Origin of the sequence: Nocardia sp. NBC_01503, from assembly GCF_036327755.1 — a bacterium.
In the GTDB taxonomy this organism is placed as follows: domain Bacteria; phylum Actinomycetota; class Actinomycetes; order Mycobacteriales; family Mycobacteriaceae; genus Nocardia.
Map to the genome: position 1 here is coordinate 25,828 of NZ_CP109596.1, position 24,176 is coordinate 50,003.

The 24,176-nt window shown below is 64.1% G+C and carries 21 protein-coding genes and 1 CRISPR repeat array; of the genes, 9 read left to right on the forward strand and 12 right to left on the reverse strand.

Features of this window, described 5'->3' with window-relative positions; all coding sequences use genetic code 11:
• Positions 1-90: 90 nt before the first annotated feature.
• A complete protein-coding gene (locus tag OHB26_RS00120; RefSeq protein ID WP_330182206.1) occupies positions 91-837 on the forward strand; it encodes a DUF4191 domain-containing protein in 747 nt (248 codons plus the stop codon).
• A gap of 107 nt (positions 838-944) precedes the next feature.
• Here OHB26_RS00120 and OHB26_RS00125 read toward each other — a convergent pair whose 3' ends face one another.
• The 9 genes from OHB26_RS00125 to OHB26_RS00165 form a co-directional block, all read right to left on the reverse strand.
• Positions 945-1,253 carry a DUF6510 family protein gene (locus OHB26_RS00125; protein ID WP_330182207.1) on the reverse strand — a complete coding sequence of 103 codons (309 nt, stop codon included), beginning with the start codon at positions 1,251-1,253 and terminating at the stop codon, positions 945-947.
• Between the two features lie 2 nt (positions 1,254-1,255).
• The gene (locus OHB26_RS00130) at positions 1,256-2,203 is read right to left on the reverse strand and encodes an FAD-binding oxidoreductase (RefSeq protein WP_330182208.1); all 948 of its coding nucleotides are present in this window, start codon (positions 2,201-2,203) and stop codon (positions 1,256-1,258) included.
• 1 nt (position 2,204) lies between these two features.
• A complete protein-coding gene (locus tag OHB26_RS00135) occupies positions 2,205-2,804 on the reverse strand; it encodes a sulfite oxidase-like oxidoreductase (protein WP_330182209.1) in 600 nt (199 codons plus the stop codon).
• A gap of 130 nt (positions 2,805-2,934) precedes the next feature.
• A complete protein-coding gene (locus tag OHB26_RS00140; protein WP_330182210.1) occupies positions 2,935-3,834 on the reverse strand; it encodes an alpha/beta hydrolase in 900 nt (299 codons plus the stop codon).
• Between the two features lie 278 nt (positions 3,835-4,112).
• A complete protein-coding gene (locus tag OHB26_RS00145; protein WP_330182211.1) occupies positions 4,113-4,646 on the reverse strand; it encodes an RDD family protein in 534 nt (177 codons plus the stop codon).
• A 415-nt stretch (positions 4,647-5,061) separates the two neighbouring features.
• Positions 5,062-6,321 carry a tyrosine-type recombinase/integrase gene (locus OHB26_RS00150; RefSeq protein ID WP_330182212.1) on the reverse strand — a complete coding sequence of 420 codons (1,260 nt, stop codon included), beginning with the start codon at positions 6,319-6,321 and terminating at the stop codon, positions 5,062-5,064.
• 10 nt (positions 6,322-6,331) lie between these two features.
• Positions 6,332-6,511, reverse strand: coding sequence for a helix-turn-helix domain-containing protein (locus tag OHB26_RS00155; protein WP_330182213.1), 180 nt, complete (start codon positions 6,509-6,511; stop codon positions 6,332-6,334).
• Between the two features lie 1,140 nt (positions 6,512-7,651).
• A protein-coding gene (locus OHB26_RS00160) for an IS3 family transposase (RefSeq protein WP_330185432.1) occupies positions 7,652-9,066 on the reverse strand; the annotation gives its coding sequence in 2 pieces (ribosomal slippage) (positions 7,652-8,694 and positions 8,694-9,066; 1,416 coding nt in all).
• A 343-nt stretch (positions 9,067-9,409) separates the two neighbouring features.
• Positions 9,410-9,763 (reverse strand): type I-E CRISPR-associated endoribonuclease Cas2, encoded by a 354-nt coding sequence (locus OHB26_RS00165; protein ID WP_330185433.1) that lies wholly within the window; start codon positions 9,761-9,763, stop codon positions 9,410-9,412.
• Between OHB26_RS00165 and OHB26_RS00170 the strand changes: the two genes are divergently transcribed.
• From OHB26_RS00170 to OHB26_RS00180, 3 genes are all read left to right on the forward strand, one after another.
• Positions 9,717-10,052, forward strand: coding sequence for a hypothetical protein (locus OHB26_RS00170; RefSeq protein ID WP_330182214.1), 336 nt, complete (start codon positions 9,717-9,719; stop codon positions 10,050-10,052). The two genes, OHB26_RS00165 and OHB26_RS00170, sit on opposite strands and share 47 nt — an antisense overlap.
• A gap of 130 nt (positions 10,053-10,182) precedes the next feature.
• Entirely contained in the window at positions 10,183-11,403 is a 1,221-nt protein-coding gene (locus OHB26_RS00175; protein ID WP_330181113.1) for an IS256 family transposase, read from the forward strand.
• 21 nt (positions 11,404-11,424) lie between these two features.
• The gene (locus OHB26_RS00180) at positions 11,425-11,616 is read left to right on the forward strand and encodes a hypothetical protein (protein WP_330182215.1); all 192 of its coding nucleotides are present in this window, start codon (positions 11,425-11,427) and stop codon (positions 11,614-11,616) included.
• A 411-nt stretch (positions 11,617-12,027) separates the two neighbouring features.
• Positions 12,028-12,788: direct repeats of the CRISPR family, unit length 29 nt; unit sequence GGGCTCACCCCCGCGCGTGCGGGGAGCAC.
• 44 nt (positions 12,789-12,832) lie between these two features.
• Here OHB26_RS00180 and cas2e read toward each other — a convergent pair.
• Both cas2e and cas1e read right to left on the reverse strand, forming a co-directional pair.
• On the reverse strand, positions 12,833-13,210 hold the full coding sequence (gene cas2e / locus OHB26_RS00185) for a type I-E CRISPR-associated endoribonuclease Cas2e (RefSeq protein WP_330182216.1): 378 nt from the start codon (positions 13,208-13,210) through the stop codon (positions 12,833-12,835).
• Positions 13,204-14,130, reverse strand: coding sequence for a type I-E CRISPR-associated endonuclease Cas1e (cas1e, locus tag OHB26_RS00190; RefSeq protein WP_330182217.1), 927 nt, complete (start codon positions 14,128-14,130; stop codon positions 13,204-13,206). The genes cas2e and cas1e overlap by 7 nt, the downstream gene beginning before the upstream one ends.
• Before the next feature lie 1,555 nt (positions 14,131-15,685).
• On the opposite strand from cas1e, the gene OHB26_RS00195 reads away from it, so the two are divergent.
• From OHB26_RS00195 to cas6e, 5 genes are read left to right on the forward strand one after another with little or no spacing between them, the layout of a single operon-like run.
• Positions 15,686-17,251: a type I-E CRISPR-associated protein Cse1/CasA gene (locus tag OHB26_RS00195; protein ID WP_330182218.1), complete on the forward strand. Its 1,566-nt coding sequence runs from the start codon at positions 15,686-15,688 to the stop codon at positions 17,249-17,251.
• Entirely contained in the window at positions 17,248-17,814 is a 567-nt protein-coding gene (casB, locus tag OHB26_RS00200) for a type I-E CRISPR-associated protein Cse2/CasB (protein WP_330182219.1), read from the forward strand. Before OHB26_RS00195 ends, casB begins: the two co-directional genes overlap by 4 nt.
• Before the next feature lie 2 nt (positions 17,815-17,816).
• A complete protein-coding gene (cas7e, locus tag OHB26_RS00205) occupies positions 17,817-19,145 on the forward strand; it encodes a type I-E CRISPR-associated protein Cas7/Cse4/CasC (protein WP_330182220.1) in 1,329 nt (442 codons plus the stop codon).
• Positions 19,142-19,999, forward strand: a complete 858-nt coding sequence (gene cas5e / locus OHB26_RS00210) for a type I-E CRISPR-associated protein Cas5/CasD (protein WP_330182221.1) — start codon at positions 19,142-19,144, stop codon at positions 19,997-19,999. The genes cas7e and cas5e overlap by 4 nt, the downstream gene beginning before the upstream one ends.
• Positions 19,996-20,739 (forward strand): type I-E CRISPR-associated protein Cas6/Cse3/CasE, encoded by a 744-nt coding sequence (cas6e, locus tag OHB26_RS00215; RefSeq protein WP_330182222.1) that lies wholly within the window; start codon positions 19,996-19,998, stop codon positions 20,737-20,739. The genes cas5e and cas6e overlap by 4 nt, the downstream gene beginning before the upstream one ends.
• Positions 20,740-20,766: 27 nt before the next feature.
• On the opposite strand, the gene OHB26_RS00220 is transcribed toward cas6e, so the two are convergent.
• On the reverse strand, positions 20,767-23,922 hold the full coding sequence (locus OHB26_RS00220; RefSeq protein ID WP_330182223.1) for an NB-ARC domain-containing protein: 3,156 nt from the start codon (positions 23,920-23,922) through the stop codon (positions 20,767-20,769).
• Between the last annotated feature and the right edge of the window lie 254 nt (positions 23,923-24,176).

Below are 24,176 nucleotides of genomic sequence, written 5' to 3' on the forward strand. Positions count from 1 at the left end.
GTCCGCCGGACAGTGAGACTCACGTCACAGGAAAACGTCCGAATGGTCCCGTCGCGGACCGGGCGGTACCGGGCAACTATCCTGGTGGGCATGGCAGCAGGTAAGGGCGGCAACACCCCGTCGAAGGAAGCGAAGGCCGCGGCTAAGGCGGCGCGCAAGCAGGCGTCGAAGGAGCGCCGCCAGCAACTCTGGCAGGCGTTCCAGATGCAGCGCAAGGAAGACAAGCTGCTGCTGCCGCTGATGATCGGCGCGTTCGTCGGCGTGACGGTGCTGTTCCTGGTGGTCGGGCTGATCTTCGGACTGCAGTGGTTCCTGCTGCCGATCGGTCTGCTGCTGGGCGCGCTGGCCGCGTTCATCCTCTTCGGGCGGCGGGTGCAGAAGAACGTGTACGCCAAGGCCGAGGGACAGGCCGGGGCGGCGGCATGGGTGCTGGACAATCTGCAGGGCAAGTGGCGGGTCACCCCGGGTGTCGCGGCCACGACCCAGTTGGACGCGGTGCATCGCGTGGTCGGCCTGCCGGGTGTCGTGCTGGTCGCCGAGGGCTCGCCGCAGCGCGTGAAATCGCTGCTGGCGCAGGAGAAGAAGAAGGTCTCCCGCCTGGTCGGCGATACCCCGATCTACGACGTCGTCATCGGCAACGAGGGTGATCAGGTGCCGCTCAAGGAGTTGCAGCGCTACCTCACCAAACTGCCGCGCAATATCGATGCCAAGCGGATGGACCTCATCGAAGGTCGTCTCGCCGCGCTCGCGACGCGTGGCGGACCGGCGCTTCCCAAAGGTCCGCTGCCCGCGGGCGCGAAGATGCGTGGCGTACAGCGCAGCATCCGCCGCCGCTGATTTCACTCCCCCGAGGCCCGCGTCCACACCGGACGCGGGCCTCGCGCATTTCCGGTCAAGATCATCAGGAACTGGTGTACGGATTCGCGCGAAAATCGCACCACCGTTTACTGGTCAGTCCTCGGGGATGGGAGGCAGAGGGCTGCGCCTTCGCCTAGGTCGAGCCAGCGGCCGGTGGGGGTGGTCGTGAGGCGCAGGACTACGGCGGTGCAGTGGGGGCAGCGGACGACCGTGCCGGGGCAGTGCAGGTAGACGAGGGCGCGGGCCAGGGGTTCGACGACTCCGCAGGCGCCGCAACGGCATCCGCAGGCGGTGAGGTCTTGGGTGAAGATCTCCGAGAGGGTTCCGGCTATCGCGTTTCCGTCGACGAAGAACTGCTCGGCGGCTCCGGTCGCGTAGGTGTACGGGATGGACATGGTCATCCTCCTGTCGGGCCGAAGCGTTCGGTTCTGATCGAGCCCGGGGCGTGACCGGCGGATACCAGTGCGGCGGCGGCGAATTCGACGAAGGGGGTCGGGCCGCAGACGTAACAGGTGAGGTCGGGGGCGGGTGGGAGGGCATGCCACGCGATCTCCTCGGCGGTGAGCCTGCCGGGCGGGCGAGCGCCGGGCGGCGCGCTGCGGCTGTACGCCAGAAAAACCTCTATGCCGTCACCCGCCCCCGCGAATCCCGCAGGCGGCGTGACCAACTCGCGGCCCAACCCGGCCCCGCCCCGCTCGCGACGCCCCGGGATCTGCTCGGGCACCTCGCCGCGATGAGGCGGGTGCGACCCGACCGCCGAATCCGCAGCGGAACCGACGCCCGCTGCGGCCGCCTGGCGTCCGAGCACGAGCCCCGTATCAGCAGCACTCGGGCCTGTTCCATCTGCGGCTGGGACCGATGACGCGGGCAGAGACAGGAGTTCGTCGGGGTAATAGAGGTCCGATGGGGAGCGGAGGGCATAGAGCAGGCGGAAAGGGTTGGTGGAGAGGGTTTTTCGGCGGGCTCGGAGGATGGCGGCCAGGGGGACTATGCCGGAGCCGCCCGCGATCAGGACCGCGGGGCCGCCGCTGTCGGGGTTCCAGACGAACCAGCCGCCGATGGGGCCGCGGACTTCGATTCGGGCTCCGATCGGGAAGACGTCGACCAGGTAGCCGGAGACTTCGCCGTCGGGGACGCGCTGGATGGTGAGTTCGATGTGGTCGGCGGCCGCCGGGGCGGCGAGGGAGTAGCTGCGTTCGGCGTGGTAGCCGTCGGGGGCGGTGAGGCGCACGTCGACGTGTTGGCCGGGGAGGTGACCGGGCCAGCCGGGGACGCGCAGGGTGAGGGTGCGCGCCGAGTTGGTTTCGAAGTGGTCGGCGATGAGTTCAGCGGGCTGCCAGCGCATTTCAGTCGTCCTGGTAGCGCTGTTCGCGCCAGGGGTCGCCGAGGTTGTGGTAGCCGGCGGTCTCCCAGAAGCCGGGCTCGTCGTAGTCGAGCAGGCGAATCGCCTTGACCCACTTGGCGGATTTCCAGAAGTACAGGTGCGGGACGAGCAGTCGCGCGGGGCCGCCGTGCTCGGGATGTAGATCCTGGCCGTCGAAGGTGTGCACGATCCACGCCTTACCGTCCAGCAGATCCTCGAGGGGGAGGTTGGTGGTGTAGCCGCCGTAACTGGAGACGGCCGCGAATTCAGCTTGGGTTTCGACGTTTTCGAGAAGGTCGTCGAGTGAGACGCCCTGCCACGTGGTGTCGAGTTTGGACCACCTTGTCACGCAATGGATGTCGACCTGCGGTTTGGTCTGCGTCATGGACATGAATTGCGGCCAGCTCCAACTGTATTGGCGGCCGGTCTCATTGGTGATGGTGAATTGCCAGCGATTCAGGTCGACCCGCGGGGTCGGGCCCGCCGACAGCACCGGAAAGTCCTCGGTCAGATATTGGCCGGGTGGTAGGCGATCGGTCTTCGGGCGGGGGCGGCCCTGAAAACCCGGCGAGAAGGTGCTCATGTGATCCCTCCGGCGGTTCGGCAGGCGACACTCGGCTGGCGCTTTGAGACAGATTACGCCGCACACCATCGGAAACCCGGCGTTTCGGACGCGTGATCACCGCACCCGGCGGTGCTCACCCAGGAGCCGGTCAGCGAACGTGCGAACCCAGGAAGCGGACCACATCGGGGGTGACGGTGCTCCAGTAATCGTCGTTGTGCGCGCCCGGGGTCACCAGGGCGACCTCGAGTCGCGCCCGGCGCATGAACTCGCGGCAGCCGTCGACGAAGCGGTCACGATCGCCCACCCAGACGCCGGTCGGAGCCGGGCCGAGTTTCGAGATGTTCTGCAGCGGGTCCAGGGCGGCCCACTCGTCGACACTCGCGAACGCGTTGCGCTTGCTCATCTCGTTCCAGGAGGTGATGAGTCCGGGCGACAGCGTGGCGATGGCATTGGTCGGACGGCCGCGCTCGGCGCGGCGGCGACCGTAGACCAGCGCGCCGAAACCACCCATGGAGGTGCCGGTGCAGGCGAACGGTTCGGTGGCGAGACCGCGCGCGGCCAGCCAGTTCGGGGCCTCGTCGAGCAGCATGGTCATCGGATCGTCACCGGAGAAGTGCTGATGCCAATAGTTGTCACCACCGTCGACGGCCATGAATCCGAAGGCCGGAACCAGCCGGGCGGCGACCGCGGCGGCGAGCACCCCGCCGATTCCGCCGATGGCGGCGGTGCGCGCGGTGCCGTGCAGACCGTGCAGCAGCAGCGACATGGGCAGGTTCTGGGTCGGCACGCCCGGCGGCAGGATGGTGATCACCTCGACCTCTCGGCCGCGGGCCGCGGAGTACACGCGATCGGTGCGGACGATCGGTTCGATGCCGAGTACGGCGCGTGGCCCGCCGCCCACGGCGCGCTGCAGGCTGTCACCGTCGGGCGCGGCATTGACGCCCGCGCTCACCGCCGCTCCGGCGGCCGCCAGACCCAGCAGACCCGTGGTCGCCAAGAGCGACCGTCGGCTGAGACTCCGCGCGGCAGCCCGGTAGCCCTGACCCATCCATCCTCCATCAGCACATCAACAGCTATCCGCCGTTTCGCAAGCTCGCAGCATGCGCCCCGGCGGATCGCCTGCGACCATACCGATCGCAGGCAACACGCGATGAACAACGGGCTACATCTGCGAGGACTCTTGTCCGACAAAGCGATGATGGACCTCGATGCATGAGGCAATCGTGAGGATTCGGATCCAAATGAATCGAATGGGGGCGCGGGTCACATAGCCCGCGGGCCGACTTACCCAGTCGGGAATCGGCGAGGGAAAACCCCGGGCAACCTTCAGCGCGCGTAGGTGAGCGCGGTCCCCGTCGCGCGGTCATGCATACCGCGACCGTCCCCGTCGGTGAAGAGCGCGGGCACCACGAAGACCAGGATCGCCTGCCGAGCCAGCGCTCGAATGAAACCAACCGGCCCGTCGGTATCAATCCGGCTCACCCGCAATCGCAGGAAGTACTGCCCCGGCGTGAACCCGAACAGCGTCACCGTGGCGATCCCGAGCACGAACCACACCCCGAGATTCGGCGTCGCCAGCGAATTGATGATCACCTCGAAATGCGAGGGCGGCTGCTTACCCGGATTCGCGGCGACGAACTTGGCGATGAGCGCATCGGCATCGGGCCGCACGATGATCGCGGTCAACCCCAGCGAGATGAACCAATCCAGGATCAGCGCCGGAATCCGCCGGGTCATCGGCGCCAGCGCTCCCACACCGCTTTTCGGCAGCCCCAGTTCCTTGCCCTGATAGTCACCGGGCGAGTTGTCCCCGGAATCCGCGTTCGGTCCGGACAACCACGAGCCGGTGATGCGTGCCATGCCCCCACCTTATTCGCCGCCCCCGCCCCACCCCGCGCAGCCCTACTACACCGTTGCGTAAAAGGTGCGGAGACGGCCGATCGGTGCGAAGCTTCCTCTCGCATACCGAGGACCGGACGGTGTGCGGGGTAACCGGAAGGGTGCCGCACGCGGTGAGGATTCTCACGGCGAGCGCCCACGACACGGTAAGACCCCTATCTTTTCGGAGTCTTATCGGCGTTGCGGCCGAGGTCAATGGCAGGATATCGGTGCTGGTCGAGCGCCACTCGGCGACCGACGCGTGTGCTTCGGGCTCCCGGGGGCACCGACGAACCCCCGGCCAGCTGTACGTGTAACACTGGCGAAACACAGCCTTGGGGCACATATAGGCTGGTCAGGGAGGATGTCACAAGACCCCTGAGGGGCGAATTAGTCATCATGTAGTCAAACTCCCCAAGTTCACGAGCTCCCCGAACTCCACGAGGGCGGGGGTGTTATCGACGACGCGGCGAGTTCGCCCGGACTTGTCGATGTAGTGCTTGATGGCCATACTTCGGCCCTCGGAGTGTCCCAGCTGGGCACTCGCACGCTTGGGCTCGTCGTAGAAATCGGCGACGGCCGTCCCCACGGTGTCGCGGAAGTTCCCGAACTTCAGCCAGTCGAGCGGCGTCCCTCGGCGGGCATTGATCAGCGACCGCTCCGCAGCTGTTGCCGTCAGCGCTCCGCCCGTACGGCTGCTGAATACAAAGTCCTTGTCGCCATCGAACCGGCAATCCTCGCGCCAGGCATCCAACTCGCCAGTCAGCCATCCTGGCAATTGCAGCCAGTAACCAGGATGGCCACCTTTACGGCCGTCCCTTCGGATCGGCGGATTGCCGACCATGTGGCCATTGATGGATGCGATGACACACCCCTGTTCGTCGCGCTCATCGATATCGCACCACCGGAGCGCACGCGCCTCGCCAGGACGCATCCCGGTACCCAACAAGTTCAAGAGCATCGGGCGCAGGTACTGCGCACGGCCATGACCCACCTTTGGCCACAGCATGGGCAGGCGCTCAATCTCCGACGGCAGCAGCGCCCTCTGATCGCCCCCCTCGGCGGACATCGGCTGCGGGACCTTGATCATGGGCGAAACGTCCCATGCACCGCCGAGGGTCGCCATCGTAAATACGGCCCGGAGAATCACATGCTGGACGCGTGCGACGCCCGGAGCCTTCGCCTCCACCGCATCGAAGTAGTCAGCGAGATACGCCGGGCGCCCGGCTTGCCCGAGAGTCAGCTGACCCATTTCCCTGTCCAGCCTGGGGGCCGTCTTGCTGGCCTTCTCGCCCGTCGGGTAAATGAACCGGCGATAGTCGCTGCACGAATTCTCTTCGAGCTTGCCGCGGTCGACCTTTTGCTCCTGCAATGCGAGCCAGTGCTCCAGTGCGGCGGACATGGTGTCCGAGGTGGACCACTGCCGACGCCGGGATGCCACAACAACGGTCGCACCGCCCTTGTTGATATTGCGCTCCCAGTTGGTGCGGAAGTTCGCGAGACAAGCCTTGTCCGACTTGCCCTTTCCGCTGCTCCGTACCAGCTTTCCCGACCAAGCACGATGCCAGGTCTGGGGAATCCTCCATACGCCGTCTGCGCCCTTCTTTGGGGTGAGGTCCTCTGGAAAGGCTCCCGGTTCGAGTCGAACTGTGGACATGAACCATCTCCTACTTCAAGTTGGATTGCTCCCAACCGATCAGCTCGTCAAGGGGGTACAGGCAGCGTCCATTGCCGAATCGAACGAAGCGTGGACCAGTCCCTCGACTTGCCCAGTTGGCGAGCGTCTGAACTGAATGACGAAGCCGTTCAGCAGCTTCGGCGCGAGTGAGGTAGCTCGACGCGCTCATTGAGACTCCTCGAGATGGATGTCGATACACAAGATCCCAGCTGATAGCTGAACAGTTGCTATCTGAATCGGAGGTGTCGAGCGCAGAGATCTCGCTGGCCGAATACGGGCCACCAAGAACACGCCAGATGACCGTGAGATAGCAGGGGCAGTCGCCACTCAGCACGCAGACTCCCCCGGCGCTCCACCAAAGGACCCATGAGCAGGCCCATTAGGAGTCTCATCCGGGGACTAAGTTGCGCCCGAATCGCATACCGCAATCCGCGCCTTCAGGGCTGCCATCACAGTCCCTGGGATCCGATCACGCACATCCGACATTGCCGAGGAATTGCCGTGACCAGGTGTGATACAGAATATGCCCTGCCCATGACATGTGCAATCATCGGACCGCCAGCTGATTCTTCAGCCGACAGATTCCATCTTTAGATGCGCATATGCCAATTTAGCCGTTCAAGGCGCTCGTAACTCAGACGAAGCAGTCCCCGTCCGACCACAGGTGCTTCGACCCATGCACGCATCGGTGACTGCCTCCCGGCGCACACTGGGCTCCACCGCGTCAGCGCCGTTGATACCCACGGTACGGAAAACCTTGCGGCAGAACCTGATCCGATACCGATGAAACCGCGACTACGGGCGCCGGGATCTCTTCCGAGGTAGGAGCCGTTCGGATGGCGGAAGTCGAGCTACGGCGGGTGCATGGTCAGGAGAGGCCATAGCCAAGGATCGCCGCGCCGCCAGCCCCGATGCGAGCAACAGGCCCTCCGACCACCGACCGCGAGTTCATACTCCTCAAGGTGGGCGAGCGCGAGGCGCGCCGCTCGCAGCTCTGAACCGCGAAGGATGCCTGCGGGCAACGGCCGTCGAATTCCAGGTCGGCGTGTCGGTGAGTCTTACTGCGGCAGTGGAGGTCGCGACCACGATCAGTACTTGAAGGAGACGCGCGCACAGTCAGTCCCCGCGCGTGCGGGGAGCACTGGCCGTGCTGGTACAGCCACCACGCCACCGTGGGCTCACCCCCGCGCCTGCGGGGAGCACACCGACCTCGGCGCGCAGATCGCGTTCCCACGGGGCTCACCCCCGCGCGTGCGGGGAGCACTTCCGCGACGACGGAATTTTTCAAGGTGGATGAGTCCAGCGGGTGTTAAGCGGCTGTCGTGTCGGTCTCCTGGGTGGTGTCTTGGGTTGGTCGGTTGATCCAGGCGGTGTCGGGTAGGTCGAGGATCTTCGGTGTCGTTGTGGTGCCGAAGCGGTGTGGGTGCCGCGCGCGGGCCTGGGCGAGCACGGCTGCCCGTTCGGCGGCCTTGTCGGTGGCCAGCCCGTAGTGGACGTCGGCGGGGGTGTGTAGGCCGATGCCGGTGTGGCGGTGTTCGTGGTTGTACCAGTCGGCGAAGGAATCCATGAATCCTCTTGCGGTGGTGAGTGATCCGAAGCGTTCGGGGAACTCCGGCCCGTATTTCAGGGTCTTGAACAGTGCTTCGGAGTAGGGGTTGTCATTGGACACCCGCGGTCGTGAATGCGAGCGGGTGACCTCGAGATCGGCCAGTAGAGCGGCGACGGTTTTGCTGGTCATCGAGGTGCCCCGATCGGCGTGCACGACCTGCGGGATCCCGTGGACTCCGAAGATCTCCTTCATCAATTCTGTTGCCAGAACACCGGATTCATGATTGTGGACATGGACCCCGACGATATAGCGGGAGTAGATGTCGATCATCACGTAGGCATCGAAATATTGTCCCTTGACCGGGCCCGCGAGCTTGGTGATGTCCCACGAATACACCTGCCTCGGTGCGGTGGCGACCAACTCCGGACACACCTTGCTCGGATGGCGCGCCAACCTTCGACGCTCCTTGACCTGCTTGTTTTCCCGCAACACCCGATACATCGTGGACACCGAACACAGGTAGGTGCCCTCGTCCAGGAGCTGAGCGAAGACCTGCAACGGCGCCAGATCGACGAACCCGGGACTGCCCAGCACCTCCAAGATCTTGCGGCGCTCGAACTCGGAGAGCTTGTTCACCGGATCCGAAACCGGTTGCCGAAAAACCGAACTCGGTCCCGCGGCCGCGTTGCGGCGGCGGATCGCGGTGGAACGCACCAGCCCGGTCAACACCGCCGCACGCCGAGTTCCGGCTCCGACCTCGGTCAACGACGTGTACGCGGTGGTCAGCGCTGTCTGCGCTTCTCTTGCGAATCCGCTCTCTCGGAGAGAGATTCCAAGAGAGCGTGTGCTTTTCCCATGATGTCCAGGGCGGCCTCGGTGGTAACGAGGCGTTTGTTCGCACGCGCCAATTCCGCTGTCAGGCGAGCGATTTCGGCTTGCTCGGCGGTGAGTTTGCCGACCTTCTCGCCCGGCTTCTTCCCGGACAGGACTCCCGCGTCGCGTTGCTTGCGCCACTCGCTGATCTGCGAGGAATACAGCCCTTCTCGCCGCAGATACCCGCCACCGTCGCCGTGTTCGATCGCCTGCTCGTAGGCCTGCAGATACGCCAACTTGTCCGCCGCGCTGAACGCACGCCGCCGCTTCGGCTCGTCACCACGCGGCCCTCGAGAACCCATCCGCCCATTGTGGCCTTCGGCCACCGTGGTGCTTGTCCTGGTCATGAAATATCGATCCGTCTCTCGCCCTGCATCTACCCGATTGGCTCCGAGCCGGTGGACTCACCTCACCCTGACACGCAGGGCGACGACAACGTCTGCGCCAGCCCGGGCTCACCCCCGCGCGTGCGGGGGCACTCAACATGTTGAGACGCACGACATTTCAACATGGGCTCACCCCCGCGCATGCGGGGAGCACTCGGCTTATCGGCCCAGATCGAATTGATTCCGGGGCTCACCCCCGCGCGTGCGGGGAGCACACTTCCTGACCAGCCTTTCCTCGGACGAAGACTGCGTTTTTCATTCACTTTTCCTCACCGCCGCGGCGTTTGACGTTCTGCTGTACTGCCTTCCGATACCGGCTGGCTTTGCTCCATCCCGAGCGGGGTCGGCTGACGGATGGATCGCCGGTGTGAGGCCGCAGCATCAGCCGGACTCCGTCGATATCCACAGGTTCCCATTCGTGTCGGTGCACCTTGAACGCGAGGCGTTGTTCTGAACGTGTGGAGTACGCCATGATGGCCGAACCATACCGCGAAGGGCTATTCGAGGCATGAATGACGTTGCGGCCGTAAATAATAGAGTTCGTGGGGACCGCGACACTTGCTGCATTGACCGCCCTGCTTGGCGTGGCGATCGGACGCTTCTGGGACAGCAGATCGGAATCCGGACGCTGGCAACGTGACCAGCGGACCGCGAGCTATCGGGCATTGGCCGAACAGTTCCAGGCCGTGAACGAAATCCTGCGGGGCCTGGCCACAGCAGATCCGGCATCCGAGGGCTACAGCGACCGGGTCGAACAGGTGCGGCTCATCGACTTCAAAGCGTGGGACAGCGCGTACACCGCAGTGTGGCTCTACGGAAGTCCACACGTTGTCGCGGTGGCCTCAGCACTGGACGCGACAGTCACTCGATTGTTCTACGACACCCAAGAACAGCAGGGTTGAGTCCAGCAGAATGGTGTACGAGCTGGCGGCCTGATCTGCCGCCGAGTCTGGCGTAATCCCCGGACAGCAAGGTGGTCACCGCGTGATCCTCGAAGGACCTCTCACAGTCTCTCGAAGGAGAACTCACGCGATGACCGATATCCAGCCTATCGACCCGACCGCCGTACTGTCCGAGCAACCGGACCTGCTGCGCGGGTTGTTGTCCACGTTCATCCAGTCCTTGATGAGTGCCGAGGCCGACGCGCTCTGCGGCGCCGACTACGGGCAACGCAGCGACGAGCGCGTCAACCAGCGCAACGGCTACCGCCACCGCGACTTCGACACCCGCCTGGGCACCGTCGATGTCGCGATCCCGAAACTGCGCTCGGGCAACTACTTTCCCGACTGGCTCCTCGAGCGCCGCAAACGCGCAGAGCGTGCCCTCACCAGCGTGGTCGCCACCTGCTACCTACTCGGCGTGTCCACGCGCCGGATGGAGAAGCTCGTCGAATCCCTCGGGGTCACAACACTTTCCAAGTCACAGGTCTCGATCATGGCCCGTGATCTGGACGCCCAGGTCGAAGCATTCCGCACCCGCCCCCTCGATGCCGGTCCCTACACGTTCGTCGCCGCGGACGCCCTGGTACTCAAAGTGCGTGAGAACGGGCGGGTGGTCAACGTTCACGCCCTGGTCGCGACCGGCGTCAATGCCGACGGGCACCGCGAAATCCTGGGGCTGCAGGTGGTTTCCGGGGAAAACAAGGCCGGCTGGCTGGCGTTCTTCCGTGACCTGGTCGCGCGCGGGCTGAGCGGGGTTGCCTTGGTGACCTCCGATGCCCATACCGGCCTCGTGGCCGCGATCGGGGCGACCCTGCCCGGCGCGTCCTGGCAGCGTTGCCGCACCCACTACACGGTCAATCTCATGTCGGTTTGCCCGAAATCGTCGTGGCCGTGGGTTCGCACGTTGTTGCACTCGGTATTCGATCAGGCCGACACCGAATCGGTTGCCGCCCAGTATGATCGGATGCTCGACGCGCTCGCCGGCAAGCTCCCGAAAGTCGCCGATCACCTCGATGGGGCCCGCGCGGATCTGCTGTCGTTCACCGCGTTTCCCAAACAGATCTGGCGCCAGATCTGGTCCAACAATCCCCAAGAACGGTTGAACAAGGAGATCCGCCGCCGCACCGACGTGGTCGGCATCTTCCCGGACCGCGGCTCGATCATCCGCCTGGTCGGGGCGGTCCTGGCCGAGCAACACGACGAATGGATCGAAGCCAAACGCTACCTCGGCCTCGAGGTGCTCGCCCGCTCACGCGGGCTGGCACCCACCGACGAACAGGAGGAACCAGCACCCACCGAACTCACCGCCTGACACGACAATTCGGATCCTGCGGTGACCACCGAGTTACACCACGCATTTGGACTTGACCAACAGCAGCTCAACATCCACCAATGGCAACGCACCAGAGAGCCAGCACGAGAAGCCTTCGAACAGTTCATCGCCGCTATCCGCCAGGAGCTTCGCCTCCACTCGGTCGATGCCCGGTTCTTCTCCTACGTACACCCGACGCCCGCCGTCGAATAGCCAGAAGCTGAGGCAGGCAGCCCGCCAGAGCGATCACACCGCAATGGCCCATAACCGCCGGCCACACCTCGAAAGCGCACTGAAGCCATTCACGGACAATGGTTTTCGCGGCCACCAGGTTCATAACTCTTACGCGCCCGAGGACATCATGGGCGTCGTGCGCCATCCGCACACTCTCCGCACTCTCCCGTGGGGGACGAGCGTGGCCAGCAGCCGAAAACTCTGTATCGCGGGGTGAGTACGTGAGATGTCTTATGCCAGCGAGGCGTTGAGGGCGGCGTCGACAGTCGCAGACTAACGAGCAGCACTCCGTCGACGGCGTCATTCAACCCGGCAAGTGTGTACGTCGCCAGGGCTCACCCGGCACGTGCGGGAGCACGTCTCCCCGGACGTCGCGCTCGGCGTGGCCCAGGGCTCACCCCCGCGCGTGCGTGGAGCACCACCGGTGGGCGCGGGCACGACTGCGGATGTTGGGCTCACCCCCGCGCGTGCGGGGAGCACCGGCGCGGAATTCGGTGCCGGTGTCGTCCAGGGGGCTCACCCCCGCGCGTGCGGGGAGCACTTGGTCGGCAAGCGGACCGCACGCTGAAACCAGGGCTCACCCCCGCGCGTGCGGGGAGCACTCGAGCAGTCCGTCTCGGTCGGTCCACGTACCGGGCTCACCCCCGCGCGTGCGGGGAGCACCCGAATGTCTTTGAGCGGGTCACGTTTGGGCGGGGCTCACCCCCGCGCGTGCGGGGAGCACCGTGCGGGTGACCTGTGGTGGAACGGCGACAGTGGCTCACCCCCGCGCGTGCGGGGAGCACGTCGGCGCGGACAGGATCGCTTCGAAACTACCGGGCTCACCCCCGCGCGTGCGGGGAGCACCCCCGATTCCGGGCCGGAAAGCGAACTCCGCGGGGCTCACCCCCGCGCGTGCGGGGAGCACGTGAAGCGTTCCCGCCCATGGTGTTCCGGGGTGGGCTCACCCCCGCGCGTGCGGGGAGCACGAGTACTGGCCCCACTTCGCGCCAGCCAACGCGGGCTCACCCCCGCGCGTGCGGGGAGCACCTCCTCGCACAGCAGCCCGAGCATCTCCTCGCGGGCTCACCCCCGCGCGTGCGGGGAGCACATCTCGAAACCTATTCCAGGACAAAGGAATTCAGGCTCACCCCCGCGCGTGCGGGGAGCACACTTCCTGACCAGCCTTTCTTCGGACGAAGACAGCGTTTTTCATTCACTTTTCCTCACCGCCGCGGCGTTTGGCACTTTGCTGTACTGCCTTCCGATACCGGCTGGCCTTGCTCCATCCCGAGCGGGGTCGGCCTGCGGATGGATCGCCTGTGTGGGGTCGCAGCATCAGCCGGACTCCGTCGATATCCACCGGTTCCCATTCGTGTCGGTGCACCTTGAACGCGAGGCGTTGTTCTGAACGTGTGGAGTAGATCATGATGGCGCGACCGTCTTTTGAGAGTTCGACGACTCGTTCCCAGGCCAGATCGCGTACGCGTTTGGTCAGTACACCCACGAACACGCCGGGACTTATTTCCAGGAGCCAGCGAGTGAGGTGGCCCCGCAATCCTGCTGGGCAGGCGCTCAGGACTAGCACTACCACGGCACTTCCTCGTCGACGTAGGAAACACCGGAGTCGACGTTGCCCTGTCTGTCCCACAGCTGGACAACATCGGTGTCCCAGTCGTCACCAGCGTCCGGATTGTCTGGGAGCAACAGCGTATGTAAGTCGTTGCAGCAGCGACCCAGGAGTCCTTCTGCGTGGATCGCGTCGCGGACCGCGCGGCGGGTAGATGCCCCGATGTCCTCGACGTTCGCGGCAGCGATGTCGAATGCTATGGGGATCGCGAATTCGGCTTTGTAGAGATCGGCTATATCGAAAACGAAGGACCGCTCGTGTCCGGTGTGCACGAACCCGAGCCCTGGTGCGGCGCCCAAGGCCACGATCACCGCGTGTGCGATGCCGTACAGACATGTCGCCGCCGCCGACAGCGCCTGGTTGACGGGGTCACCGCCTGCGAAATCGTTCGGATCGAACTTCCTTCGCTTCCAATCGATCCCGGTTCGCTCAGCGTGTTCACGGTACAGCGCTCGTACCCGGGCGCCTTCGCGGCCGCGCAGTTGCTGCATCGTCAGGCTCTCGACCGTGTCGCCGGGAAAACGCATCGCGTACATTGCGCGTGCTACCCGAAGCCGACTGCTCTGGTTCGAGAACGCGATCGCCTGCGCTTCGAGCAACCGTGAGCTGCGAGCCAGCGAGCGCCCGTGCGCGTAGTAGCGGACACCCTGCTCGCCCACCCATACTGCGGTGGAACCGCTCTCGGCGAGCAACATCATCGCCTGATGAGTGATGCGGGTACCGGGTCCCAGGATCAATGCCCCGAGGGTCGCGGCCGGGATGTGGATGACTCCGCGTTCGTCAGTGGCGGTGAGTGCGTTGGCATCGCGGTGTATCACTGCTCGTTCGCGGTACGAGCAATAGCAGGTACAAGGTCCGGGCAGGCCGTAGCCGAGTATCGCCACGCCCTCGGCGCCCGAGCGAGCAACAGGCCCTCCGAGCGCGCGTTCGTACTCCTCAAAGGTGGGCGAGCGTCAGGCGCGCCGCCTCGCAGCTCTGAACCGCGAAGGATGCCCGTGGTGTCAACCGGTCCGTGAGTCTTACTGCGGCAGCGGGGGTATCGCGGCCACGATCAGTCCGTGAAGGAGACCCACGCACGGTCGGCCCAAGCCGGGCTCAACCGCCGCATGCGCGGAACGCCCCCGAACAGTGCTGACTCCCAATGGTTGTCGGTGGGCTCACCCCCCGCGCATGCGGGGAGCACACCTCGCTGCGCAGCACGCGGTAATGGCGACCGGGCTCACCCCCGTACATGCGGGGAGCACCCGTCGAGCATCACATGCCATAGGTCGCTCACGGGCTCACCCCTGCGCGTGCGGGGAGCACTGTGTCACCAGTAGATGTTCTTGCCCGGTCGCGGGCTCATCCCCGCCATGCGGGGAGCCCCATCGGCGGGACAGGCGTACTGCATAGGCCACGGGATCATCCCCGCCCGTGCGGGGAACACATCGCGGCCGCCGACTTGGAGTGGATGAGTCCGGGCTCACCCCCGCGCGAGCGGAGAGCACCTGATGATCGATCCCGGCCGCACCTTCCACCGAGGCTCACCCCCGCGACATGCGGGGAGCACTCGGGACTGACCTGTACCAGGCCCCGGCCTTCGGGCTCACCCCAGCGCGTGCGGGGAGCACCCGCGCACTGAGGGAATTGCCTTCGCGCCGGTGGGCACACCCCCGCATGTACGGGGAGCACTACAGCCAGGGCGCGGTGGTCGTGCACACCGCGGGCTCACCCCCGCACGTGCGGGGAGCACTTCTTCGGGATCCGCTACTCGGATCGATGGCGGGGCTCACCCCCGCGCGTGCGGGGAGCACACCCGGACTATCGGGTTTTTGTTGTGGAAGCCGGGCTCATCCCCGCACGTGCGGGGAGCACTGCCTCGCTGTCGGTGTCGTTGGCGGCTTGCTGGGCTCATCCCCGCACGTGCGGGGAGCACGGTCCGGGTGACCCGCGCGGCCAACCACTGGGAGGGCTCATCCCCGCACGTGCGGGGAGCACCGCCTTTTCGCATCGCGCTTGGCCTGCGCCAGAGGCTCATCCCCGCACGTGCGGGGAGCACCGCATCGCGGCATCCATACGACGACGGCGCTGAGGCTCATCCCCGCACGTGCGGGGAGCACACTTCCTGACCAGCCTTTCTTCAGACGAAGACAGCGTTTTTCATTCACTTCCCTTACTGTGGCGGCGTTTTACGCTCTGCCGTATCGCCTTGCGGCACCGGCTGAAGCGGAGCGGTAGCGTCGAGTGCGGTGACGAGGCCGCAGACAGATATGACCGTGCGTGCCAACTCTTTGCTGCACGCTAGCGCGAGCAGGTTGGCACGCGCACACTTGGTGATGTTTGTCGACGCCGTTGACGAGACTCCGCCAACCGCCCAGCGATCATGTCTACCTCAATCATGTTGATATCAAACCCATTTCGCGTATTCTACTCGGGGCAGTCCAGCCAAGGGGAGGACCGATGGGATCTACGGGACCGCGTAGCGCGGTGTCGTTCGACCTAATTTCCGAACCGTGCATTCCAGTAATGACGTCGGACGAGGGATTGCAGTGGCGCAGCCTGCGTGAAGTGTTCGCTGCGGCGGATCTGGATGAAATTGCTGTCAGCCATCCGTCTCCGGGGACCGAAATCGCCTGCTACGAACTGCTTTTGGCTATCTGCCACGCGGCTGGATACACCCCCCGCGCTCCAGGTGAGTGGCGCCAATGGTTTGACGATGCCAGGCCATTCGATGATGTGATCGACTGGCTGACAAGTGGTGACGGTCGGTCCTTGTTCGATCTTTTTGATCCTCGAATCCCGTTCGGGCAGAATGTCTTCCTTTCGGGAGCGCTGACAAAATTGGGCTACAGCCCGATCCAGTTGATGCTCGAGCGTGCTAAGAACTACAACCAGTTCACCGACCATGTGCACCTACATGACCCCGATCCGGTCACGGCCCGCGACGCATTCTTGTCGATGATCACGCAACACTCCTATGGGCTCGGTGGTCGGATGATGACCGAGGGTGTCGTCAAGCACACGGCCGCCACTCTCGGCTACAAGGATCCGTTCACTCGTGGAGCGGTGGGCCGTCTAGGAACGCGGGTGCGAGTTCTTGCGCTGGGTGAATACCTCGGCGACACGCTTCGCCTCAACCTCAGCATCAATCAAACCGGCGGCAGCTTCAATGCCACATGGCATGAACGTCCACGGCGGCCATTCCACTCGGTTCGGGAGAGCCGCCCCATGGACGGGCCGGCAGACTGGCACAGCGCTCTGGGACGTTCAATCCTGTTGCGCGGCAGCACTACTCGTGAAGGCAAGCCGATCGTCGATCGCGTCCTGCTGGGCATGGGTGAGACCCTCACTGCCACAACCGATATCGGTGGATACGCCAACTTCGACACCGTGTACATCGGCGAGCGACCGCTGCGAGCGAGTTTGGGTCGTGCGCTATGGCGGGACGCGCACGCGATTTACGCGGCCAGTCTCACCCCCAACAGCGGAGATGGACTTTTCGGTCTGCTGGGTAATGAGCTCGACCGGCCAGTTCAGCTTCTCGCGGTGGGGTTAGCCGCAACCAAAGACGGTGTGGATGGCTGGGTTCGGGACATATTCCCTTTCGCCCCGAATAGGAAGCGTGCCTTGACGCATGCTGCCGAAACCGGTGTACAGCTGACCGAGGACGCAGTCGCTGCGTTGAATGCCGCTGCGGCCGAAGCTTTCCGGTACACGTACCCCGCGTGCCCGAGTGAGCAGAAGAAGCACCTCATGAAGCGGTTCGACGCGACAAACTATGTCTGGGCGCGATCCGGGTCGCCGTATCACCACTTGCTCGAACGCGTGAAGACCGGATACGACCCGCACGATGAACTTCGCACGCACGCGGAGCGCATCCGTGAGATCACCATCGCCGCACTCGACGAGCGATTGAGATCGCTGTCCCCGAATGCACGCGGTTGGCAGGCGAAAGTCCGTGCCCGCGAAAAGTTGCTGAACGAGTTACAGAAACGCCACTTCGAACAACAGGTGGACCCGCAGTGACCGACAACGGACTTCTCGTTACGCCGCTACGTAGCCGTGACGAGCAGGCAGCCGCCAGCTTGGTGAGCTGGTTACATGGTCTGATCGCGGCAAGAAACATCGGGTACCTGTCGGACCTACGCCGTCCGCGTGCCGAGACGGTGGCACGCCTGCTGGCAGGCAACTACGCAGTTCCCGATGGTGTGGCGCTGGGGCCGAACGCTATCGAGGTCTTCGAAGCCGTCGCATATCTGTTCGCACGGTTTCATGCGGGCGAATCGACGCTCGAAAAGGGTTCTGGCTCACTGGGGTACGCGCTGACCCGGGTCGGCAGCGATGGGCATCGAGGCACCGACAATCCCGGCTGCGTGCGGCTGGTCAGTCAGATCCTGGTGTCGCGCGAGCCGTCCTTTCGCCGTGTCCAGCATGGGATCGATCTGCTGCGGGCCGATTCGGTCAAGCCGCCGAATTGGTACCAGTTGGCTGTGGATCTGCTCCGCTGGACAAGCCCGGACCGTACAGTGCAGCACCGCTGGGCCCAGGACTTCTATCTGCCCCACACCAACTCGAGAAGGGTGCACTGATCGTGGATGATCAGTACCTGTCCCTGCACGCGATCGTGACGTTCTCCGGAGTGCTTCTCAATCGAGACGAGAACAACCTGCCCAAGGAACTCGTCTACGGCGGAGTGACGCGTACGCGGGTGTCCGCGCAGAGTTGGCGGCGGGCCGAGCGGATGTACATGCGGACACAAGCCAACAACGGATTCGGTCCCCTGGCGGGGCACGCGTTCGGGATCCGCACCCGCGAGTGGGCCATCGAAACCGCCGACACGCTTGTGAAACTCGGCTGGTCGCAAGACAAGGCCGACAGCATCGCACGGCTCGCCCTCGAACACTGCAAACTCAAATTCGGTGATCCCGACAAGGATCCGATGAAGACCAAAGTCGCCATCTTCGCTCCGGCTGATGCGGGCAAGAAGATGGCCGCCATCCTGCACTCACCTCCGGTTGATCTCGATGGCTGGTTCGAGGCCGAAACGCAACGGTTGCACTACGAAGCCGAGAAACGCGCAACCGAGCAAGCCGCGAAAAAGGCCCGCAAGGGTAAATCCGCAGCGCCTGCGGAGTCCGAATCCGATTCAGACAAGCCCGCTCTGACGCCTCTGCCGAAGAAGGTGCGCGACGCACTCGTGGCCGCGCTCGCGCCTGCCGATGCCATCGACATCGCATTGTTCGGCCGGATGCTCGCCGAGATCACCGCCGCAACGAATGTGGACGGCGCGATCCAATCCATGCACGCGTTCACAGTCGATTCCGCAGAAGTCGACGACGACTTCTTCACCGCGGTCGACGATCGAAAAGAGGATCGCAGAAGCGCTTTCGACGCCATCGAGGGCTGGTCCGGGGACGACAGCGGTGCCGCCATGACCGGCTATCAGAGCCTGACCTCGGGCACCTTCTACCGCAATGCGGTTCTCGATCGAGCACAGCTGCGCCGCAACCTCATGAGCGCCGGCATCGGCCCGGACCACGTTGTCGAGCTCGCTGATGCCGCCGAATTGGCGTACGTGGAAGCGTTTTGCCACGCGGTACCGTCGGCGAAGAAGAACAACACTGGCGCTCTCGGCACACTGCCGAAATTCGTTCTCGCAGTGTGTGGCTCGCGACCGGTCAACTTTGCCTCGGCGTTTGAACAGCCGCTGGCGGCCAATGGCCTACCGGTCAGTGTCCAAGCAACGCAACATCTACTGCGCCAGCACAAGTTCGTCTTCACGAGGCTTCCCGGAATCACGGCCGGGCGCGCTCTCACTTACGACGCCGATATCGCAGACCGGATCTTCGGCGCCGACAGCCAGTCGCTCGTTACTCCCGTCGACAAGCCAGAACACCTCCCGCACAGGTCTGAGCCATGACATATACCCTGTTGATTCGGCTGGCAGGACCGTTGCAGGCGTGGGGCACATTATCGAAGTTCCATCATCGTGACACCGACCCCAACCGTCCCACAAAGAGCGGTGTAATCGGACTTCTCGCTGCCGCGGACGGCCACAATCGCACCGACATCAACATGGACTATCCAGACGCTCTCAGACTGGAAAAGCTTGCAGCGCTTCGGTTTGGTGTACGCGCTGATCGACCCGGCGTCATGATGCGCGACTACCACACAGTCGGCGGCGGTCGGTACCCGATCCGCCCCCGCGACCTCATTCTCGATGACCGGCGGATCGCGGCGGCACAGCTCCCACCCGAATCAGCCCAACCGGGCCCGTTCGGCTCCTTCGACGTCCCCGATTGGTACGGGGCACCCAAAGGCATTGCACCGACCTCGTCCGGGGCCCTTCAAGCCAGTCCGGTTCTCGGGCGCTCTGGGCTGATCACCGAGCGCTGGTATCTCGCAGACGCGGCCTTCGTCGCTGCCGTCGAGTCGGACGATCGAGCGCTGCTCAATCGTCTCGCCGATCGTCTCGACCGTCCCCGCCGGATGGTGTGGTTGGGTCGCAAGAGCTGCCCACCCGCCGAACGCCTGAACCACGGCGTCCACGAAGGAAGGCTCGAAGGAGTGCTCACGAATACCGCTCTCCTTCCTAATGCCACTGAACCCCAGCCCTATTCGTGGCTCGAGACCAGTCCCAACGAGCCCGATACGGTGCCGGTCCAGGATCAACCGGAGTCATTTTCCTCCCGCCATCGAGTCCACACGCACAGGTGGGAACGCCGACAGCGCATGACCATCGCGAATCCAACCATCACATGGGATGTTCCATGAGGGCCACACTCATCACCTGTCACAGCATCCTGGAATTGAACGCGCGCCATCCCGAAACCCAACGCGCGCTTCTGGATGCGCAGGCCATGCACAGGCTGGTGATGAAGGGGTTCCTCGGCTGGGTCGATGACGGTAGCCGGGATGCTCGAGCGCAAATGGGTGTCCTGCACACCTCGAACGTCGATTTGAAGAACCAGCAGCTCACCATCGTCGTGCAGTCCAAGGTCCCGCCGGACTGGTCACAGGTGGATAAGCGTCAACTCCTGCGCGAACCACAAATCCTCAAGGTCGACCAAAACATCGACGCCGGTCAGCAATTCCGATTTCGCACCGTCATCAACCCCGCGCGAATGAGCAGTCGTCACCTACCCTCAGACGAGAGAACCACTCCACGCCAGGATCGCAAGCGTCTCGCCGACACCACGCCCGCGCATGCACGCCAATGGTTCGCCGAACGTCTTCAGCCCCAAGGAGATAGCGCGATAGGCCCACGAGGGGTCCGCCGCATCGGCGCTGACTCCGACGCCGCCCAGCTCGCTGTGCGCATGCTCCCCAAACTGGCGCACCTGCAAGGCAAACCAGGCATGAGGATCGGCCGCGCGGAGGTGCGCGGGGAGTTGACAGTCACCGAACCCGAGGTCTTCGTCGACGTCGTCAGCAACGGACTCGGTCATGGCAAAGCGTACGGATGCGGATTAATCCTCATCAAGCCGATCACCACGAGAGCTCCGGCCAGATGATCGAAACCTCAATGGGCGGAGCGGTTTTCACGACATAGAGTGCGGGCCGCGGAGCTGCAGTACGACCAGTCGACCGCTCTTGTCGCCGTAGACCATCATGGTCGGGTCGTCCGAGCATGTCCTCACCACGGTGACTGCCGTTGTATCGGTGACCCAGTGCGCCACTTGCCGACCGCTGCTCAGTTCCCACACCCGCACTGTCCGATCGTCGCTACCGGATACGACATGGCGCGCGTCCGCAGTTACCGCGACCGTCCGGACGCGGTCTGTGTGACCATCGAGAGTGATCATGTGCCGCCCATGTTCCAAGTCCCACACCCGCACCGTGCAATCATGGCCCCCGGTGACGGCATACCGACCGTCGAATGACACAGCGGCAGAATTGATTCTGCCGTCATGACCGGACAATTCGCATTCCAGCGCGCCAGAGGTGAGAGCGAATACCCGAAGGACCCCCTCGTAGCCAGCTGTAATGACACGCCGTCTATCGGAAGTGGTTGCCAGAGTGTAGATCTCACCAGCGTGGCTACCCAGGTCGCGGATATGCTTGCCGCTCCTGAGATCCCACACTCGCACGGTTCGGTCACCACCACCGGTAATGACTTGTTTCCCGTCGCCGGTTACGGCCACAGCGTATGTGGAGCCTGGAACTGGCAAGGGGCGCAGCCGCTTTCCCGATGACAGCTCCCAAATACTCACCGGCTCTTCATAGCTGGCGGTGATGAGGTGTTTGTCGTCGGGGCTGAGAGCTAGCGCTTCGACTACTCCGACCGAACCCTCGAGAGGATGTTCCACCTTCCCACCGTGCGGACTCCACGCCCCGATGGAGCGGTCGTGGCCACCATAGAGGACAAGCCGATCGTGGTCAGCCAGCACCGCCGCGGTGACAGGTCCTGACTTCCCCCCCATGCGGACTGCTCTGGCGTCGGCCACATCCCACAGCCGCACTGTCCCGTCACGCCCCCCGGTCACAATCCGACGGCCGTCGGGAGTGATCGCGACAGCGTTTACGCAGTCATTGTGGCCTGGCAGCTCGAACTCCAAATGACCGCCGACCGTACTCCAAACCCGAACGACCTGATCATCACCGGCGGAGACCACACGCTTCCCGTCCGCTGAAATAGCGACAGCGCGAACCGAACGAGCATGGCGACCCACAAGACATTCTCGAGGCACGTCGTTGAGATCCCACGCCAGAACGCTGTGATCGCGACCTCCAGAAACGACGTACCGGCCATCAGCTGAGATCGCCACCGCCTCGACATCCCGAGTATGGCCTGCCAGTTTGTGTTTGAGCCCGCCTCCTGCCAACTCCCAGACACGCACCGTCCGGTCGTAACCACCGGACACGACGTACCGACAGTCTTCTGAAGACGCAACAGCTTTGACGTGTCTCGCATGGTCCGACAGCCGCAGCACGAGTTGGGCTTCGGCCCTACTCCACACCCCGACCTTGCTGTCACCACTGCCGACCACGATGTTCTGGTGATCGGCAGTAATTGCCACCGCATAGACATATCCGGAGTTCACCGGTAGCGAGCGTTCAAGGCGCCCACTGGCGCGGTTCCACACCCGGACAGACCCGTCGAAACTGCCGGATACGACGCGGCCTCCGTCCGGCGAGATAGCCACCGCGCTGACGACCTCGCTGTGCGCATCGATGGTGGTTGCCAGCCGCCCGGTCGAGCCTTCCCAGACGCGCACAGACCTGTCACTACCTCCGGAAACGATATATCGACCGTCAGCCGAGATCGCCACCGCGGCAATGGATTCGGTATGCCCCTGCATGACAAGCTCCAGGGGGCCGCCTGGTTGGGTCAGGCCGCCAGGAGTACGTGGACACAACCATTGATTCCCGTCGGAAGGACATGCGCTTCGAACGAGAGCGACGATCTGGAGTTCTGAATTTCCAAGTAGGCGTCCCGTGAGCTGGCCAGCCAGCAGGTTCGGCGCGTCGGCCAACACATGTGCAGAGAGCTGGAGAGCGCCGTGGACCGATTCGAGGAGTGGAACGCGTGGCTGCTGGTACGAGTAGTCGGCCAACAGATCGCCGATACCGCCCGTTGCCAGCTTGCGCTCCATCCATGCGAACCGCGTGAGCAGATCGCGGAGTTCGCCGTGACGAGTGGCGTGTACAAGGTGGTAGGCGAGATTCTGCAGCAGGTAACCATCGTCCGGCCCGACTTCCCACGCGAACCCGCTGTCCGTGGCGCCCTCAAAGTCCGCGGTCTGCTCGACTCGTCCTCGATAACCGTCCACCAGTTGACCGTGCGCGGCGGCAACACCGCCTGGACTGGTGGCCAAATAGTAAGCAGCAACGTCGAATTCGAGGTCGTGCAGCGTGTACAGTCCGCGATTTTCCTGCACCAAGCATCGATCGACGAGTCGAGGCAAAAGCTGCACAACAAACTGGTCGGACTCGCCCGCTGATGTCCACAGTGCGTTCACGGCATCGAGCGGAATGCTTCCGCGCCCAGCAAACACAGCAAGTTCGCAATACCGCTGCTGATCTGTCGATGACAGATCGTCGATGCTGAGAGTGATGGACGCCAGCACGCTCCGATGCTCGTAGCCACCCGGCCCGAAGGCGTCCGCAATCACCTCAACATCGGCTTGCTCGAGCAGGTTCAGAACCTCGCTCCATCGCTGCGGGCCGCGCCGGGCACCAATCATTCCGCCGACCAACGCCACACCCAGCGCCAGGTTCCCCACCTTGAGACACAGCTCATCCGCGACCGGCGGAAGCTCGTCGACGACCGTTGCTGTCCAGTGGCTCAACAGATTTCGAGCATCATCGAGCGACAGCTCGTCAACCTCATGACCTCGGGCACCATCGGCACGCACAATTCCTTGATGACGCGTTGTGAACAACAAAGCGCTGCGAGAAGGGACGTGGAGAGCCCGCAAAACCCCGATATCCCACACGTCATCGACCACCAGCAAGACAGCTCTGTCAGCCAGTATCTCGGCAAGCCGGTCCTTGCCCTCGTCAACAGTGGCGAACGGAACCGCCTTGCCGATCAGCTTTTCAGCGAGGAGCTCCTGTAGTCGAGTAGGCGGCACATCCCGGACCGCGTTCACCCAAGCAATGCCATCGGGAAACGCGGCGTGGATCACCGGATCCTGCGCGATCGCTGCGGCGAGGGTGGTCTTGCCAGCACCACCCATTCCAACCAAACCCACAGTCGCACAGTCCAATATGTCGGCGCGGACCTTATGCAAGAGCTTGGCTCGGACCACGTATCCCGCTGGTACGTCAGAAACGTCACCGAAGAACTGAGTTCCCGGAATCGTCCGCAACCGCGCGGGCTCCTGCGCGACCACCGACTCGCTCAGAGCGATTATGATATCGCGCCCCGCCCATACGTCGGCCAGAATGACATTCGCCCCCGATCCCGAAGCGGGAGAGGCGGCCGGAGTGGGGACTACCGACTCGC